Genomic DNA, 15807 nt, shown 5'->3' on the forward strand with positions numbered 1-15807 from the left:
CCATCCGTTCTTTACTTATATACAAAACCGAGTCCAGCTCAACCCAGCATACCGCAAATGGACAGTATTACTTCGGATAAGCAAGCTCCAGCTTCGTTAAGTCATTCTTATGCCCTACAATAACGAGAATATCGCCTTCCTCAATCCGGTCATCCGGACTTGGCGAAATGTTCATGTCCGCATCACTTCGAATCGCCATGACATTGCAGCCGAACCGTGCCCGAATATCCAGCTCTATCAGATTGTGACCGACCAGATCTCCTGTAGCAAGCATCTCCATAATGCTGTAGTCGTCTGACAAATCGATGTAATCCAAAATATTCGGTGACACCAGATGATGGGCAACCCGAAGCCCCATATCCCGCTCAGGGAAAATCACCTTATCTGCACCGATTTTGTTCAGCACTTTTCCGTGCAGCTCATTCTTCGCTTTCACGATAATGGCCGGAACGCCAAGATCCTTCAAGATCAGCGTAGTCAAAATGCTGGATTGAATATCCTCCCCGATCGCCACGACAACCACATCAAAATTCCGTATGCCCAGCGCCCGAAGCGCTTCTTCATCGGTCGAATCCGCCGATACGGCATGCGTGACCATACTCGCGATTTCCTGAATGCGCTGTTCGCTCGCGTCTACGGCTAATACATCAAATCCCATGCTGCTCAATTCCTTGGCAACACTCGTGCCAAAACGCCCCATACCGATTACTGCGTACTGCTTCTTAGCCATTTATATATCCCCCCACGAGCCTAGGTCATCCATAATCATAATGATAATAGTATATCATACTGTCCCGAATACTTGAATGTAACTGCCCTGGAACGGGTACATTACACAATGACCCTTTCATAACAAGGAGGAACATATCATGTCCATATTGTTAGATCTAAGGCAGGCTGTCATTCATAAAGTCCACAATCAGGACGAAGAAGAGCTGCGCTCCATGATCGAGGGTTCCGTTGACGGGCCTGAAGCTGCCCTGCCGGGACTCGGTGTAATGTTTGAAATGATGTGGAAAGACATGAATGCTTCCCAGCAGAACAGCCTTGTCTCTTCCCTGCATGATCATTTGAAAACCGTTACGCCTGGCAAACTTCAAGGATAATCCCATAGTCAACAAAAAGAACAATCCCCTAAGCTGTGAAAGCTGGGGGATTGTTCTTTACATTGCATATTTATAACATCTCTTACGGAGCAGTCTCAAGAAACTGAGCGGTTGGATTCTTGTCGATGGCCGTTCTCATCGCGTACTCATTTTCGAACAAGACAACATAGTTATCCTTCTTGTCCTTGACCAGTGTTGAGTTAATCCGGAACTTGGACGGATCAAGATTGTCATCCACGATCCAGCGAGCGAACTGATACGGCATCCGTTGAAGCATGACATCGACGCCGTATTCTCCCTTCATCCGGTACTCGAAGACTTCGAACTGGAGCTGTCCGACAACCCCGAGAATGGTCTCATCGAAACTCACGGTACGGAATACCTGAATGGTACCCTCTTCCGTCAGCTGATCAATCCCCTTCTGATACTGCTTATGCTTCAGCGCATTCTTCACCGTTACTTTGGCAAAGATTTCTGGTGAGAACGTTGGAAGCTCATCGAATACAACTTCACGTCCTTGACTGAGCGAGTCCCCAATCCGGAAAATGCCCGGGTCAAACAGACCGATAATATCGCCAGGGTATGCCTCCTGCACAATATCTCGATCCTGGGCCAAAAACTGCTGCGGCTGCGCCAGCTTGATTTCCTTGCCTACCCGAACATGCTTCACGCTCATACCGCGTTCGAACTTGCCCGATACGATTCGCAGGAAAGCGATACGATCCCGGTGAGCCGGATTCATATTGGCTTGAATCTTAAATACGTATCCGGAGAACTTCTCTTCAGTGGGTTCCACCAAACCGTCCTTACTATGGCGCGGCTCCGGTTTCGGCGCAAGCTGAAGAAAGTTCTCCAGGAAGGTCTGGACGCCGAAATTATTGATCGCACTTCCGAAGAATACAGGTGTTAACTGACCCTGCATAACTTTCTCCAGATCAAATTGGTCTCCGGCAACATCCAGCAGCTCGAGGTCTTGACATAACTGATCATGCAGGTAATCGCCTGCCATCTCGCGAATGATCGGATCCTCATAGCCCTCAACCTTCTGTACTTTAATCGTGGAATGGTCGTCGCCCTGGAACAATTCAACTTGATTCTTAACCCGGTCGTACACGCCGCACAGGTCACGCCCGGAGCCGATCGGCCAATTCATCGGTACGGAGCGGATGCCGAGAACCTGTTCAAGCTCTTCCATCAGATCAAACGGGCTGCGCCCTTCGCGGTCGAGTTTGTTGATAAAGGTAAAGATCGGAATGCCCCGCTTCGCACACACCTGGAATAATTTAATCGTTTGAGCCTCGACCCCTTTGGCTACGTCAATCAACATGACGGCGCTGTCAGCAGCTGTCAGCGTACGATAGGTATCCTCACTGAAATCTTGGTGACCCGGCGTATCCAATATATTAATTCGATGCCCTAAATAATCAAATTGCATAACAGACGAGGTAACCGAGATTCCCCGCTGCTTCTCGATCTCCATCCAGTCACTCGTTGCATGCTTGCTCGCTTTACGAGCTTTAACCGATCCAGCCAGACGAATGGCGCCCCCGAACAAGAGCAGCTTCTCGGTCAGTGTTGTTTTACCGGCGTCAGGGTGGGAAATAATCGCGAACGTACGGCGCTTATCCACTTCCTGCTGCAGTTCATCTATTAGCTTTGCCATTTCACTTATCCCTTCGTAACTAAAGTCATGTATATCATTGTACCACAATTCATACGCAAATCATCCCCATGCGCCGTGCGCATGAGGATGATTTTTAATACGTAAATTTTAGAAAATGATCTTAGTTTTTCAACCACACCACATTATCCTCGAGCTGACCGTTAACCGGCCACCAGTGGAATCCGTCTTCCTTCAACAGCTCATCTGCCTTGTCAGGTCCCCACGAGCCCGCAGGATACGATTCCAGCTCGCCTTGGTTCTCTCTCCATGCGCTGGCGATACGATCCACGAAGGACCATGCGGAGGCCACTTCGTCCCAGCGTGTAAAGTATGTGGAATCTCCACGAGCAGCGTCATGCAGTAGACGCTCATACGCTTCAGGAGAGTTAATGCCCACGATGCAGCTTTGGCAGAAGTCCATCGCTACAGGAGCGATCTCGGACTCAGATCCCGGCTTTTTGGCATTTATCTTCACGTAAATGCCTTCCATCGGATTCACGCGGATGACAAGCAGGTTAGGCTCCAGGGAATGCTTTTGGCCCAAATATACGTTGGTTGGCATCCGTTTGAACTCAACAACCACCTCGGTTGTCTTAACCGGCAGACGTTTGCCCGTGCGGATATAGAACGGTACACCCGCCCAGCGGAAGTTGTCCACGAATACTCTGGCCGCAAAATAGGTTTCCGTATTGGATTCCGGATTAACCTTGTCCTCTTCACGGTAAGCCGGCAGATCTTTACCGCCCGCTGAACCGCTTGTATACTGACCACGAACTACGTTGTTCTTCACTTCTTCATGTGTGGCATACGGACGCAAGGAACGAAGCACTTTTACCTTCTCGTCGCGGATATCCTCTGCGAGCAGACGGCTAGGCGGTTCCATCGCAATCATGGTTAGCAGCTGCAGCATATGGTTTTGGCCCATGTCCCTTAGTGCACCGGCATGATCATAGTATCCGCCGCGCTCCTCGACACCAACCGTCTCACCAAGCGTGATTTGGATATTGGCGATATGCTTGTTGTTCCACAGCGGCTCAAAGAAAGCATTCGCAAAACGCATAACTTCGATGTTCTGTACCATTTCTTTACCAAGATAATGGTCAATCCGGTAGACCTCTTCTTCCTTGAATACTTTACGGATTTCTTCGTTCAGCTTGGCAGCCGATTCCAGATCGTAGCCGAATGGCTTCTCGATCACAAGACGGTTCCAGCCTTCTCCGTCGAGCATACCGCCCTTCATCAGGTTAAACGATACGCTGCCGAACAATTCCGGTGCAAGTGCAAGATAAAATAAGCGGTTGCCCGGTATATTAAATTTCGTTTCCAGTTGCTCCGTTTGTTCACGAAGCTCACGGAAACCGTCAATATTGTTAATATCTAAAGATTTATATTCAAAATGCTGTGCAAATGCATTCCATTCACTATCCTGTTCCGAACTGTATCGGCAGAATTCCTGAATCGAACGATACACGTCCTCCCGAAACTCTTCCTGGGTGCGCGGACGCCGCGCCACGCCGATTACCGCAAAATCCTCATCCAGTTTTCCTTCACGATAAAGACTGTAGATCGCCGGAAACAACTTACGTCTTGCCAAATCACCAGTCGCTCCAAAGATGAAAAATACAGCTCCCGGTGTCTTCATTGTATCTAGATTTTGATTTTCAGCCATGGCTCCTCATTCTTTCTATGAATTATAGTGTATTTTTATGCATCGGCACTTAACTCGATGTGATGACATTTTAGCATATTCATTTCAAGTATGCTATCTCATTCCGTATTTTTTCATCGGAGTTTCAGAAATCATTTTCAATATTCTATTGTAATGACCGGAAATCCGATCGTTATTCTACTACTTTTCTTCATCGAATCTTCATGCACTGCGATCTGCATATGAATCGGCGTGTCGCCACTCATCACAAAAGCACCAAGTGAAGGAACCTCATAAGAACGGCTTTGTGTTTTGTCATCTGCATAATCTTCAACGGAGCGAAGTAAGATTTTTTGGGCTACGGCCTCTTCTACTTGAGCCATTGTCCCATCAACGCTTGCGGTCTCCGTTGCATACCCTTGAATGGACGCATTCCATGTGTTCGGTATGCCGGCTTGCTTCATCATTTCTTGAATCTGCTGCTGTAGGGCCATCATTTCCCGTGTCTGCCCAGCCGCTTCTCCAACAAGCATGGCTCTGATATAACTATGGCCCTCCTTTGTGAGGGCCCAATCCAGATGCACCGATACACCTGAGAGCAAGCCTTCTGCTTGAAACACTTCATTTCCTTGAAGCCGGGACGTCGTAATTCCGGAGAGCCCCATTGTACGAGCCAGGTGCTCAGCTGCTTTCTTAGCTTGATCCTTAGGAACAGAATTTATCATTTCTCCTTGAATTTTTACCGTGAGCATTGCCGAAGGCTCCATATGTTCTTGCCCGAGCGCTGTCAGAAGCGTTAGATCGCTTTCTGCAGCTACCCCGGCTCCAGTTGTTCCATCGATATCATTTTCTCCCGTTCCACCTGAAGCTGAAGTTGACGCTTCTCTCGTATGCGGAGCTGATTCATTTCGATTGCTTTCCGTTGTTCCTGCAAAACCCGCCATCATACCTGCTGCCCCGCACAGCAACAACATCATCACAATGATCTGTAAACGCATTTTCCGCATGGTCAGTCACGCCTCCCCGTTCGAATCTATCAATCTAGTAAAAAGGATGGCCTCATCTCCGCGGATTTATACCTCGCTTTTTTTAAAACATCCTTCAAACGGGCTGTATGTAAATCTTCCGGCTTCCCTGTTCATAAATAAAAGACTCCCGATCCGGGAGTCTTTAAGCCTGATCTCTCAGTGTTTACATGGATATGTCATACCACAAGCAGCATCATGGACTGTTTTGTACCACGCCTAGCATGTTGGATCTGATTATGTCACGCTCGTCGCATAAAAAAAGAGCTGGCCTTCCTTACTCAGCCAGCCCATTTTTATAAGCGTAGATGGCAGCTTGGGTCCGATCCTCTACCCCCAGCTTGCCTAAAATATTCGTTACATGAAATTTCACGGTTTTGATGCCTATAATCAAATCATCAGCAATATCCTGATTCGACTTGCCCTGCGCCACCAGTCGCAGCACTTCCATTTCCCGGTCCGTAAGGTCGTTATGCGCCGGAGCTTCATTTTGCGGATGCCGGAATCGATTCATCATCTTGGAGGCAACCTGCGACTCCAGCACCGACTGCCCGCGTGCGGCTGCACGTATAGCATCAGCTACTTCAGAAGCACGGGATGTCTTCAATAAATAACTGAACGCACCTGCTTCAATAACCGGATACATCTTCTCATCGTCCAGATAGCTGGTCAGTACAATGACCTTAAGATTCGGAAACTGATTCATCAATTGGCGCGTCGTCTCGATTCCATCCATTCCGTCCATCACCAAGTCCATCAGCACCACATCAGGATGATATTCCTGCGCTAAGCGTATCCCTTCCTCGCCGCTGCCCGCTTCACCAACCACCTCGATGCCGTCCTCTGTACCAAGCACAGCCGCTAAACCGATCCGGACCATCTCATGATCATCCACCAGCAGCACCTTAATCGGCGTTTCCATCTACATCCCCCCGTTTACGTTCATCATTTATGAGTGGCACAACGATCTCAATTCGAGTCCCTTTACCCGGTGCTGTTATGAATTGTACCGAGCCCCCGATCTCCGTCACCCGTTCCTGCATCGTCGATAGACCGTAGGAAGTCTGTTTCTTGTCATCCAATTCAAATCCGATCCCATCGTCCCGCAGCATTACCCGAACAGTATTCTGCCTGCGGTGAATTCGGATGTCCATTTTCTCCGCTTTCGAGTGTCTGAGGGTGTTCGACATGGCCTCCTGGATAATACGGAACAGATGATTTTCGATCCCTTTAAGCAAATGTATGTCATCGTCCATCTCAAACGTAATTTCCATAGGTACTTTAATCCGCAATTCCTTGATCAGATCCTTCAGCCCTTGCTCCAGTGCTTTCCCTTCGAGATAAACAGGCCGCAGATGAAGAAGAAGCGCCCTCATCTCGGACTGGGCCACAGCCGACATTTCCTCAATCAGAGCCACCTGGCGCTGCGCTTTGTCAAAATCCTTATCCAATGTCCTACCCACAGCGGTTGCCGTCATCGAGATGGCAAACAGCTGCTGAGAAACCGCATCATGAAGCTCGCGCGCCAGACGCTGCCTCTCTTCCACAATTGCTGTTACCCTGGCCTGCTCGGCAAGCTGGGCATTGTTCGTTGATAACCGCTGCAGAGAAGATACTTGATCCTCCCAGCGTTTGCTGATCTTCACCAGCTGTTCTCCAAGCCGTCCCACTTCGTCTTCGCCGATGTCCGGCATCACGTCCGTAAGGCTGCCTTTTTCCCAGTTCACCAGTGTTTCCCTTACAAGATCAACTCGTCGTTTTACCCGGTATCCCTGGAAGAAGCCATAGATCGCACCCAGCCCGATCGGCAGCAATACCAGAGTGATGCCGGCTTCGATCCGGTTCTTCCACGTCTCAAATGGTTGAAGATAACCATATGTATATAATAAATATAGGACAACGAGCATGACAACCAATCCCAGAAGGGTCCCCTCACGCATACTTCGGGTAATTATATTTGCTTTCTTTTCCGTTTCCACGGGGCAACCCTCCTGAATGGTTTACACAAGACATACGTTTATTATGTCATTTTTATATTCAAATCTCCGCCTAAATAAGAAACAATAAATTTCACTTTATATTCACTGGCCTCGTAATTGGGTGATATATACCGCACGCGGTTTAATATGCCGGTTTCCTTCCGGTCGTCCATATGAATCGAGCCAAACAGGATCGAGGCTTCGATCTCCACCCCATAATAGTCCGGGATCATCAGATCAATATCCCCCAGCATTCCATGGAACATAAGGACCGTTTGGCGTTCCTCTGGAAGCGCCAGGGACAGATCCACATCCGCTTCTCCAAGTACATGCCACACACTCAGACTGCGCATCACCCATGGAGTCAGATCCCAATCAAAGTTAGACATAAAGTTCTGCTTCTGAACGTACTTTGTCGTGGTATGGGCTCGCTTGGACTTGCCATAAAAAATACCTAGCGATATCAAGCTGATGCCGATAATCAACATGAGATGCTCCAGCAGCAGCAGTACGGCACCTACTCCGAGCAGAATGTATCCCTTCTTCAAATAGCCCTGTCTGATCTGAAGGACACCTGCGAACATGAGTAACAGGGCGACAATGGTGAAGAAACCAAACCATCGGCCGAAAAGCATAATAAAACCCAAGCTGATTAAACCAACTGCTATCCAGCGGTTTCTGTCCATGTCGCACCTCCTTGATGACCAAGATATAAGCTCGGAAAAGCCATAGCAGTGAGACGTTCTCCACTGTATGGCTTTGCCTGTACTATACGACAATCTCATTCGTATAGCATATCATATGAACATGGTGTTCGAATACGGTTTAATCTTATTTTGCTGACTTGTTAAGGAATTACTCGGACTTCGAAGAATTCCCCATTTTGTTTTTCAAAGCTTGCAGCTGCTCATCGACTTTCAATTGCTTCTCAGCATCCACTGGGCTTGTGTATACTGCATTGTTAGGACGGTATGGGGCGCGAAGCACATCAGCTTCTGCTTCCAGTTGCATGATTTTTTCCTCCATGCGGTGGAAGCCCATCGAAGCACTGCCGCTTTCGATCGTATGCAGGCTGCTCACTTGAGACATTTGCTTCTTCGCTTTAGCCATTTGAGCGCGAGCTACAAGCTCATTGCGCTTGTTGCGCATTTTGTAGAACTCGTCTTTCATTTCATGCAGCTGAGCTACAAGTTCTTTCGCTTGAGCCTCGGATTGCAGGTGCAATTCCACGTACTCGGTTTCTTTTTGATCGAAATAGATCTTCTCTTCAAGCAGCTTGCGAGCCACTTCTTCTTGACCATTTTTAAGAGCCAATTCAGCTTGAGCTTCACGTTGTGCCGCCATCTTCACAGCCTCATCGACGCGCTGCTTCATACGACGCTCGTTAGCCATTTGCTTCGCTACTGTTACCTCTGCTTCATGAATTTCTGCCTCCATGTCGCGCAGGTACTGGTTCAACATTACGATTGGATCCTCTACTTTATCCAGCAGTTCATTCACCGATGCTTTCGTCATATCCTTAATTCTTTTAAATACTCCCATGTTATTTATCTCCCTTCTCATAGTTCGAAAGTTTTTTCTTCAATTCTTCGATTTCTTTTTGCATTGCTTTTCTCTCAATATCCTTCATCATCGCATCCAGATCGGAATCCGCAGACGCATTGTTTCTTGTGCCATTGGGACGGTCATATTTGGGGCCAAAACTTCCATGCTCATTAGGATAGCCTTGACGTCCATAAGCATCGTTATAGCTGTTGTAGCCTAGTCCCGGGCCCGGATGATCGTTGTAACGGTATCCGCCACCATGTCTTCCCTGTGGACCATACGGATCGTGATAGTACGGCTCCTTAGGTACTACAAGGGATGCAATCAGATAGATCAACAGCGTTGTACCGCCTGTGAAAAAGATACTGACTACAAATATGATTCTAAGTAGGGTAGATTCGACTCCGAAATGATCGGATATACCGCCGATCAACCCTGTGAACATCTTGTCTCGGGTGGAACGGTACAATCTAGTCATGGTTACTCCTTTCCGCTGTTATTCAGCTTTTGCTTCAGGCGGGCAAGTTCTTTTTCCAATACAGTGGAGACTGTTTCACCAGCCTGATCCATGTATTCCTGCCCCATGCGGCGTAAATCGCGAAGACTTCTGGCTTCCAGTTCCCAGTCGCTGATACGGTCTTCGAGACGATTGAACATCTTCGGTACATCAGGACCGCCGCCATAGGAGCCTGTACGTTCATTCATTTTTTGCTGAAGACGAAGGGTTTCCACTCGGGCAACATAATACTGACGTTTGCTGTATACCGTCTGATATTCCATCCGCAGCTCGCCGAGCTGCTCCTCGATTTCTTTTAACGACTCCAGGCTTGAGGACAACAGGCCTTGATACTGTTCAATCTTTTCCTCATAGATCAGCTTCTCCTGCAATGCCAGCTTGGCAAGATGTTCTTCACCGGCCTTCAGTGCAAGCAGTGCCTGCTCTTCGCGTTTATATCGCATGGTTTCTGCTTGATCCACCTGCTGCTTCAGCTGTCTGGAATGTACTTGACATTGCTGCTGCAGCTTCTCAGCCTCAGCAATGTCCTGTCTGGTTGAATGTAGGAACTGGTCGATCAATCGAACCGGATCCTGGCTCTGCTCGAGCTTTTCATTCAATGTTGCTACGGTTATGTCTCTTATCCGCCGGAAAACACTCATATTCGCTTAGCCCTCCTCATCTATCATGATCTGTTGTTTTTGCATGTTATTTAATGTAGTGGTTTTTATCAATAACGGGGTCTACCATTCTTCAATCGGGACACCCCGTAGATGATCAAGATGATTCCAAGGATCGGACCGATCAGCCAAGACAGTTTACCCATCAACCAGATCACACCGATACCGAGAATAACCCATCCCATCAAGGTGTTACCTCTCCGGATCCCGTAGTATCCCAAAGCGACCATCAGGATTGGAATTACAAGACTGAACAACCATCCAAGCAGAGGACCGAATACTCCCAGGAGAACCAAGATCCCTACACCAATCAACAGGATACTCATTCCATTTCCTTTTGAATTTCTCATTTATACACCGCCTTTCTGTTGTTTGATCGTTGTTTCATTTGTTCAACCTTATGACTCTATTCTAGGTAATTTCGAGTTTCACTAAAACGGCCTGGGGACGGTTTTTGCACCTAGACCTAAGGCGGGGCCTCCTATAGACCTGCGTCCAACCCTGCACTGGATCAATGATTCGATAAGCTGACCTGTGTAGATGAATCCTCCGGTATCCTTGCTTTTGTTTTACCTAATAAAGAGACGTGCTTTCTAATGTTAGTTTAGTTTGATGAGTATAGCTTCAGCTCTAAGGTGATAGTAGTAAAGCCCGTGGAACGGTAGGTTAAGGTAGCGGTAGGATGAAGCATGGGGCCGAATATGAAAATCATGAAGAAGGATACCATAGTAAAGGAAGTGGGATTGATCTAAGGAGGTTGCATCTCAGAAGTTTGCATAGGATTAAGGTGTATTGCTTGCGAGTTATAAAATGAAGTGACATAACACTTAAGCTCATCAAGATTAGCCTTTTATCATGAAGAGTAACGGATCTTCAGCTTAGCTGCTACCGAGAAACGAATATCGATGTAAATGCAACGAAAAAAGGAATGCAGACGTTTATAGTCTACATTCCTTTTGGATGATGCCGGTGAAGGGACTCGAACCCCCACGGTTTCCCTCACGATTTTGAGTCGCGCGCGTCTGCCAATTCCGCCACACCGGCTTACTTTATGGCGTGCCCTAAGAGATTCGAACTCCTGACCTTTTGATTCGTAGTCAAACGCTCTATCCAGCTGAGCTAAGGGCACATAGTTTTGTTATGGAGGCGCCACCCAGATTCGAACTGGGGATAAAGCTTTTGCAGAGCTGTGCCTTACCACTTGGCTATGGCGCCAGAAATAAAAATGGAGCGGACGACGGGAATCGAACCCGCGACCCTCGCCTTGGCAAGGCGATGCTCTACCGCTGAGCCACGTCCGCAAACATAAAAATCAATGGCTGGGGATATAGGATTCGAACCTATGCATGACGGAGTCAAAGTCCGTTGCCTTACCGCTTGGCTAATCCCCAACATTTTTAAAAAAACTATGGGGCGACCGATGGGTCTCGAACCCACGAATGCCGGAACCACAATCCGGTGCGTTAACCCCTTCGCCACGATCGCCATAATGTAATAGTTTTTTTAGAGAATAATCATAATGAAATAATGGGCGACCGATGGGTCTCGAACCCACGAATGCCGGAACCACAATCCGGTGCGTTAACCCCTTCGCCACGATCGCCAAGTTCATTATAAATATTCAATGGCAGGGGCAGCAGGAATTGAACCCACACCAACGGTTTTGGAGACCGTTGTTCTACCTTTAAACTATGCCCCTAAAAACTGGTGGAGGATGATGGATTCGAACCACCGAACTCGAAGAGAGCAGATTTACAGTCTGCCGTGTTTAGCCACTTCACTAATCCTCCAGAATGGTGCCGGCGAGAGGACTTGAACCCCCAACCTACTGATTACAAGTCAGTTGCTCTACCAATTGAGCTACACCGGCATATAAAGTTATAAAACGTACATGGTGGCTCGGGACGGAATCGAACCGCCGACACGAGGATTTTCAGTCCTCTGCTCTACCGACTGAGCTACCGAGCCTTAAAGCTCTTCGCGAACTTTGACGGAACCCAATATCGGATACTCATCTCATCCCAAAGTTATAAATAATGGCGGAACTGACGGGATTCGAACCCGCGATCTCCTGCGTGACAGGCAGGCATGTTAGGCCTCTACACCACAGTTCCATGAGGCATTATCGCTATCGCGATATAAATTGGTTGCGGGGGCAGGATTTGAACCTACGACCTTCGGGTTATGAGCCCGACGAGCTACCGAACTGCTCCACCCCGCGTCATTAAAAGGGTTGCTTGTATGGGGTCCCCGAATAGTAATCGGAATTACTTGCGAAGCATGAGCTTCACTTTTTGGGGATAAATCATGGTGGAGGCTGAGGGGATCGAACCCCCGACCCTCTGCTTGTAAGGCAGATGCTCTCCCAGCTGAGCTAAGCCTCCGTAACAAAGCGACTTTAATCATACCAAAATCTGATATAAGAAGCAAGTGTTTTTCAAAAGAAAGTGGTGACCCGTAGGGGATACTCTCACTTCGTTCTAGACTGCGAAGCCTATACTACCGAAGTTAAGCTCCGACGAACCGACGGGATTCTCATCCCCTGATGCAATAAAGAAAGTGGTGACCCGTAGGGGATTCGAACCCCTGTTACCTCCGTGAAAGGGAGGTGTCTTAACCCCTTGACCAACGGGCCTTGCTTGAAATAATAGTGGCGGAGAGAGAGGGATTCGAACCCTCGAGACGCTTTTGGCGCCTACACGATTTCCAATCGTGCTCCTTCGGCCAACTCGGACACCTCTCCATAAATGGCTCCCCGAACAGGACTCGAACCTGTGACAACTCGATTAACAGTCGAGTGCTCTACCAACTGAGCTATCAGGGAACAATATTTAATTCAAGTGATTGATCACCTGAAAACTAGATACGAAACGAATTTGCAGCACATTGAAATAGTTTTTGGATAAGCCCTCGACCGATTAGTATTGGTCAGCTCCATGCATTGCTGCACTTCCACCTCCAACCTATCTACCTCGTGGTCTTCAAGGGGTCTTACGAATTGGGAAATCTCATCTTGAGGGGGGCTTCACGCTTAGATGCTTTCAGCGCTTATCCCTTCCGTACGTAGCTACCCAGCCATGCTCCTGGCGGAACAACTGGTGCACCAGCGGTACGTCCATCCCGGTCCTCTCGTACTAAGGACAGCTCCTCTCAAATTTCCTACGCCCACGACAGATAGGGACCGAACTGTCTCACGACGTTCTGAACCCAGCTCGCGTACCGCTTTAATGGGCGAACAGCCCAACCCTTGGGACCTACTTCAGCCCCAGGATGCGATGAGCCGACATCGAGGTGCCAAACCTCCCCGTCGATGTGGACTCTTGGGGGAGATAAGCCTGTTATCCCCAGGGTAGCTTTTATCCGTTGAGCGATGGCCCTTCCATGCGGTACCACCGGATCACTAAGCCCGACTTTCGTCCCTGCTCGACTTGTAGGTCTCGCAGTCAAGCTCCCTTATGCCTTTGCACTCTTCGAATGATTTCCAACCATTCTGAGGGAACCTTGGGGCGCCTCCGTTACTCTTTAGGAGGCGACCGCCCCAGTCAAACTGCCCGCCTGACACTGTCCCCGTACCGGATTACGGTACCAGGTTAGAACCTAGATACGATCAGGGTGGTATCCCAACGTCGCCTCCACACAAGCTGGCGCTCATGCTTCAAAGGCTCCCACCTATCCTGTACAGATCGTACCCAAATCCAATATCAAGCTGCAGTAAAGCTCCATGGGGTCTTTCCGTCTTGTCGCGGGTAACCTGCATCTTCACAGGTATTAAAATTTCACCGGATCTCTCGTTGAGACAGCGCCCAAGTCGTTACGCCATTCGTGCGGGTCAGAATTTACCTGACAAGGAATTTCGCTACCTTAGGACCGTTATAGTTACGGCCGCCGTTTACTGGGGCTTCGGTTCACAGCTTCGGGATTACTCCCTAACCGCTCCCCTTAACCTTCCAGCACCGGGCAGGCGTCAGCCCGTATACTTCGCCTTACGGCTTCGCACAGACCTGTGTTTTTGCTAAACAGTCGCTTGGGCCTTTTCACTGCGGCCCCCTCGGGCTATTCACCCTACCGAGGCACCCCTTCTCCCGAAGTTACGGGGTCATTTTGCCGAGTTCCTTAACGAGAGTTCTTCCGCGCGCCTTAGAATTCTCTTCTCGCCTACCTGTGTCGGTTTGCGGTACGGGCACCTTCACCTGACTAGAGGCTTTTCTTGGCAGTGTGAGATCATGACCTTCGCTACTATAATTTTCACTCCCCATCACAGCCCAGCCTTACGATGTGCGGATTTGCCTACACATCAGCCTCACTGCTTGGACGGACATCCATCAGTCCGCGTCACTACCCTCCTGCGTCACCCCATCGTTCATAACGGTTTACGGTGGTACAGGAATTTCAACCTGTTGTCCTTCGATTACGCCTTTCGGCCTCACCTTAGGTCCCGACTTACCCTGAGCGGACGAGCCTTCCTCAGGAAACCTTGGGCTTTCGGCGGATCAGATTCTCACTGATCTTTTCGTTACTCATACCGGCATTCTCACTTGTATGCTGTCCAGCGCTCCTTACGGTACACCTTCAACCTACATACAACGCTCCCCTACCCCTGAATCGACTTCACTCCGCCTTCGAAGTGTGTTTATCCCCTGAGAGCATTTGGTCATCCTTGATTTCATCTCAAGCCTGACAAAAATGTTCATCTCAGTGTTCACTACCTCAAAGAAGCAGTGAAGTCGATTCAAGCCATAGCTTCGGTGGTGTGTTTAGCCCCGTTACATTTTCGGCGCAGAGTCACTCGACCAGTGAGCTATTACGCACTCTTTAAATGGTGGCTGCTTCTAAGCCAACATCCTGGTTGTCTGTGCAACTCCACATCCTTTCCCACTTAACACACACTTGGGGACCTTAGCTGATGGTCTGGGCTGTTTCCCTTTTGACAATGGATCTTAGCACTCACTGTCTGACTCCCGGATATAAGTCTATGGCATTCGGAGTTTGACTGAGCTTGGTAACCCTTGCGGGCCCCGCACCCAATCAGTGCTCTACCTCCACGACTCTAAATTCCGAGGCTAGCCCTAAAGCTATTTCGGGGAGAACCAGCTATCTCCGAGTTCGATTGGAATTTCTCCGCTACCCCCACCTCATCCCCGCATTTTTCAACATACGTGGGTTCGGGCCTCCAGTGCGTGTTACCGCACCTTCACCCTGGACAGGGGTAGATCACACGGTTTCGGGTCTACGTCCACATACTAAATCGCCCTATTCAGACTCGCTTTCGCTGCGGCTACGGCTTCTCGCCTTAACCTTGCATGGGAACGTAACTCGCCGGTTCATTCTACAAAAGGCACGCCATCACCCATAGATCGGGCTCTGACTTCTTGTAAGCACACGGTTTCAGGATCTATTTCACTCCCCTTCCGGGGTGCTTTTCACCTTTCCCTCACGGTACTGTTTCACTATCGGTCGCTAGGGAGTATTTAGCCTTAGCAGATGGTCCTGCTGGATTCATACGGGGTTTCACGTGCCCCGCACTACTCGGGATCCGTCTCGGAGGGAATATACTTTCGGCTACAGGGCTTTTACCTCTTATAGCGGGCCTTTCCAGACCTCTTCGCCTAATAAATTCCTTTGTAACTCCATGTGAGACGTCCCACAACCCCAGAGAGCAAGCTCT

General features: G+C 48.8%; 12 protein-coding genes, 17 tRNA genes and 1 rRNA gene (1 of these 30 cut by a window edge). 1 reads left to right on the forward strand and 29 read right to left on the reverse strand.

Features of this window, described 5'->3' with window-relative positions; genetic code table 11:
* Positions 1-67: 67 nt before the first annotated feature.
* Complete coding sequence (locus MKY48_RS28795; protein WP_076324879.1) at positions 68-730, reverse strand: TrkA family potassium uptake protein; 663 nt, start codon at positions 728-730, stop codon at positions 68-70.
* Positions 731-869: 139 nt separating this feature from the next.
* Here MKY48_RS28795 and sspI point away from each other — a divergent pair, with 139 nt between their 5' ends.
* Positions 870-1106 (forward strand): small acid-soluble spore protein SspI, encoded by a 237-nt coding sequence (gene sspI, locus MKY48_RS28800; RefSeq protein ID WP_076324880.1) that lies wholly within the window; start codon positions 870-872, stop codon positions 1104-1106.
* 82 nt (positions 1107-1188) lie between these two features.
* Here the strand turns inward: sspI and MKY48_RS28805 are convergent, their stop codons facing one another.
* From MKY48_RS28805 to MKY48_RS28940, 28 genes are all read right to left on the reverse strand, one after another.
* Positions 1189-2769 (reverse strand): peptide chain release factor 3, encoded by a 1581-nt coding sequence (locus tag MKY48_RS28805; protein ID WP_076324881.1) that lies wholly within the window; start codon positions 2767-2769, stop codon positions 1189-1191.
* A gap of 121 nt (positions 2770-2890) precedes the next feature.
* The gene (zwf, locus tag MKY48_RS28810; RefSeq protein WP_076324882.1) at positions 2891-4438 is read right to left on the reverse strand and encodes a glucose-6-phosphate dehydrogenase; all 1548 of its coding nucleotides are present in this window, start codon (positions 4436-4438) and stop codon (positions 2891-2893) included.
* A gap of 137 nt (positions 4439-4575) precedes the next feature.
* On the reverse strand, positions 4576-5424 hold the full coding sequence (locus tag MKY48_RS28815) for a YwmB family TATA-box binding protein (RefSeq protein ID WP_339268032.1): 849 nt from the start codon (positions 5422-5424) through the stop codon (positions 4576-4578).
* A 295-nt stretch (positions 5425-5719) separates the two neighbouring features.
* The gene (locus MKY48_RS28820; protein ID WP_006212655.1) at positions 5720-6364 is read right to left on the reverse strand and encodes a response regulator transcription factor; all 645 of its coding nucleotides are present in this window, start codon (positions 6362-6364) and stop codon (positions 5720-5722) included.
* Positions 6348-7421, reverse strand: a complete 1074-nt coding sequence (locus MKY48_RS28825; RefSeq protein ID WP_339268034.1) for a sensor histidine kinase — start codon at positions 7419-7421, stop codon at positions 6348-6350. Before MKY48_RS28825 ends, MKY48_RS28820 begins: the two co-directional genes overlap by 17 nt.
* A gap of 41 nt (positions 7422-7462) precedes the next feature.
* Complete coding sequence (gene liaF, locus MKY48_RS28830) at positions 7463-8107, reverse strand: cell wall-active antibiotics response protein LiaF (protein WP_339268035.1); 645 nt, start codon at positions 8105-8107, stop codon at positions 7463-7465.
* Between the two features lie 169 nt (positions 8108-8276).
* Entirely contained in the window at positions 8277-8963 is a 687-nt protein-coding gene (locus tag MKY48_RS28835; protein ID WP_076324886.1) for a PspA/IM30 family protein, read from the reverse strand.
* A 1-nt stretch (position 8964) separates the two neighbouring features.
* Complete coding sequence (locus MKY48_RS28840; RefSeq protein ID WP_339268037.1) at positions 8965-9444, reverse strand: PspC domain-containing protein; 480 nt, start codon at positions 9442-9444, stop codon at positions 8965-8967.
* A gap of 2 nt (positions 9445-9446) precedes the next feature.
* On the reverse strand, positions 9447-10124 hold the full coding sequence (locus MKY48_RS28845) for a PspA/IM30 family protein (protein ID WP_076324888.1): 678 nt from the start codon (positions 10122-10124) through the stop codon (positions 9447-9449).
* Between the two features lie 68 nt (positions 10125-10192).
* Positions 10193-10492: a hypothetical protein gene (locus MKY48_RS28850; RefSeq protein WP_076324889.1), complete on the reverse strand. Its 300-nt coding sequence runs from the start codon at positions 10490-10492 to the stop codon at positions 10193-10195.
* A 614-nt stretch (positions 10493-11106) separates the two neighbouring features.
* Positions 11107-11186 (reverse strand) — tRNA-Leu (locus MKY48_RS28855).
* An 8-nt stretch (positions 11187-11194) separates the two neighbouring features.
* Positions 11195-11271 (reverse strand) — tRNA-Arg (locus tag MKY48_RS28860).
* A gap of 12 nt (positions 11272-11283) precedes the next feature.
* Positions 11284-11357: transfer RNA gene (locus tag MKY48_RS28865), tRNA-Cys, on the reverse strand.
* Positions 11358-11368: 11 nt separating this feature from the next.
* A tRNA-Gly gene (locus MKY48_RS28870) sits at positions 11369-11443 on the reverse strand.
* A 15-nt stretch (positions 11444-11458) separates the two neighbouring features.
* Positions 11459-11533 (reverse strand) — tRNA-Gln (locus MKY48_RS28875).
* A gap of 18 nt (positions 11534-11551) precedes the next feature.
* Positions 11552-11627: transfer RNA gene (locus MKY48_RS28880), tRNA-His, on the reverse strand.
* 45 nt (positions 11628-11672) lie between these two features.
* A tRNA-His gene (locus tag MKY48_RS28885) sits at positions 11673-11745 on the reverse strand.
* Positions 11746-11767: 22 nt separating this feature from the next.
* Positions 11768-11841 (reverse strand) — tRNA-Trp (locus MKY48_RS28890).
* Between the two features lie 6 nt (positions 11842-11847).
* Positions 11848-11932: transfer RNA gene (locus tag MKY48_RS28895), tRNA-Tyr, on the reverse strand.
* A gap of 4 nt (positions 11933-11936) precedes the next feature.
* A tRNA-Thr gene (locus tag MKY48_RS28900) sits at positions 11937-12012 on the reverse strand.
* A 22-nt stretch (positions 12013-12034) separates the two neighbouring features.
* A tRNA-Phe gene (locus MKY48_RS28905) sits at positions 12035-12110 on the reverse strand.
* Between the two features lie 69 nt (positions 12111-12179).
* Positions 12180-12256 (reverse strand) — tRNA-Asp (locus MKY48_RS28910).
* A gap of 30 nt (positions 12257-12286) precedes the next feature.
* Positions 12287-12363 (reverse strand) — tRNA-Met (locus MKY48_RS28915).
* A gap of 87 nt (positions 12364-12450) precedes the next feature.
* Positions 12451-12526, reverse strand: a tRNA-Val gene (locus tag MKY48_RS28920).
* Between the two features lie 176 nt (positions 12527-12702).
* A tRNA-Glu gene (locus tag MKY48_RS28925) sits at positions 12703-12777 on the reverse strand.
* A 16-nt stretch (positions 12778-12793) separates the two neighbouring features.
* Positions 12794-12885 (reverse strand) — tRNA-Ser (locus tag MKY48_RS28930).
* Between the two features lie 5 nt (positions 12886-12890).
* A tRNA-Asn gene (locus MKY48_RS28935) sits at positions 12891-12966 on the reverse strand.
* A 74-nt stretch (positions 12967-13040) separates the two neighbouring features.
* Positions 13041-15807, reverse strand: a 23S ribosomal RNA gene (locus tag MKY48_RS28940) (it continues 280 nt past the right edge of the window).

Source organism: Paenibacillus sp. FSL W8-0187 (assembly GCF_037969755.1).
Lineage (GTDB): Bacteria > Bacillota > Bacilli > Paenibacillales > Paenibacillaceae > Paenibacillus_AQ.

What these genes read in the sequence shown, in the direction of transcription:
- MKY48_RS28795 (WP_076324879.1), bottom strand. Translation starts at nt 730, where the DNA reads ATGGCTAAGAAGCAGTACGCAGTAATCGGTATGGGGCGTTTTGGCACG.
- sspI (WP_076324880.1), top strand. Translation starts at nt 870, where the DNA reads ATGTCCATATTGTTAGATCTAAGGCAGGCTGTCATTCATAAAGTCCAC.
- MKY48_RS28805 (WP_076324881.1), bottom strand. Translation starts at nt 2,769, where the DNA reads ATGGCAAAGCTAATAGATGAACTGCAGCAGGAAGTGGATAAGCGCCGT.
- zwf (WP_076324882.1), bottom strand. Translation starts at nt 4,438, where the DNA reads ATGGCTGAAAATCAAAATCTAGATACAATGAAGACACCGGGAGCTGTA.
- MKY48_RS28815 (WP_339268032.1), bottom strand. Translation starts at nt 5,424, where the DNA reads ATGCGGAAAATGCGTTTACAGATCATTGTGATGATGTTGTTGCTGTGC.
- MKY48_RS28820 (WP_006212655.1), bottom strand. Translation starts at nt 6,364, where the DNA reads ATGGAAACGCCGATTAAGGTGCTGCTGGTGGATGATCATGAGATGGTC.
- liaF (WP_339268035.1), bottom strand. Translation starts at nt 8,107, where the DNA reads ATGGACAGAAACCGCTGGATAGCAGTTGGTTTAATCAGCTTGGGTTTT.
- MKY48_RS28835 (WP_076324886.1), bottom strand. Translation starts at nt 8,963, where the DNA reads ATGGGAGTATTTAAAAGAATTAAGGATATGACGAAAGCATCGGTGAAT.
- MKY48_RS28840 (WP_339268037.1), bottom strand. Translation starts at nt 9,444, where the DNA reads ATGACTAGATTGTACCGTTCCACCCGAGACAAGATGTTCACAGGGTTG.
- MKY48_RS28845 (WP_076324888.1), bottom strand. Translation starts at nt 10,124, where the DNA reads ATGAGTGTTTTCCGGCGGATAAGAGACATAACCGTAGCAACATTGAAT.
- MKY48_RS28850 (WP_076324889.1), bottom strand. Translation starts at nt 10,492, where the DNA reads ATGAGAAATTCAAAAGGAAATGGAATGAGTATCCTGTTGATTGGTGTA.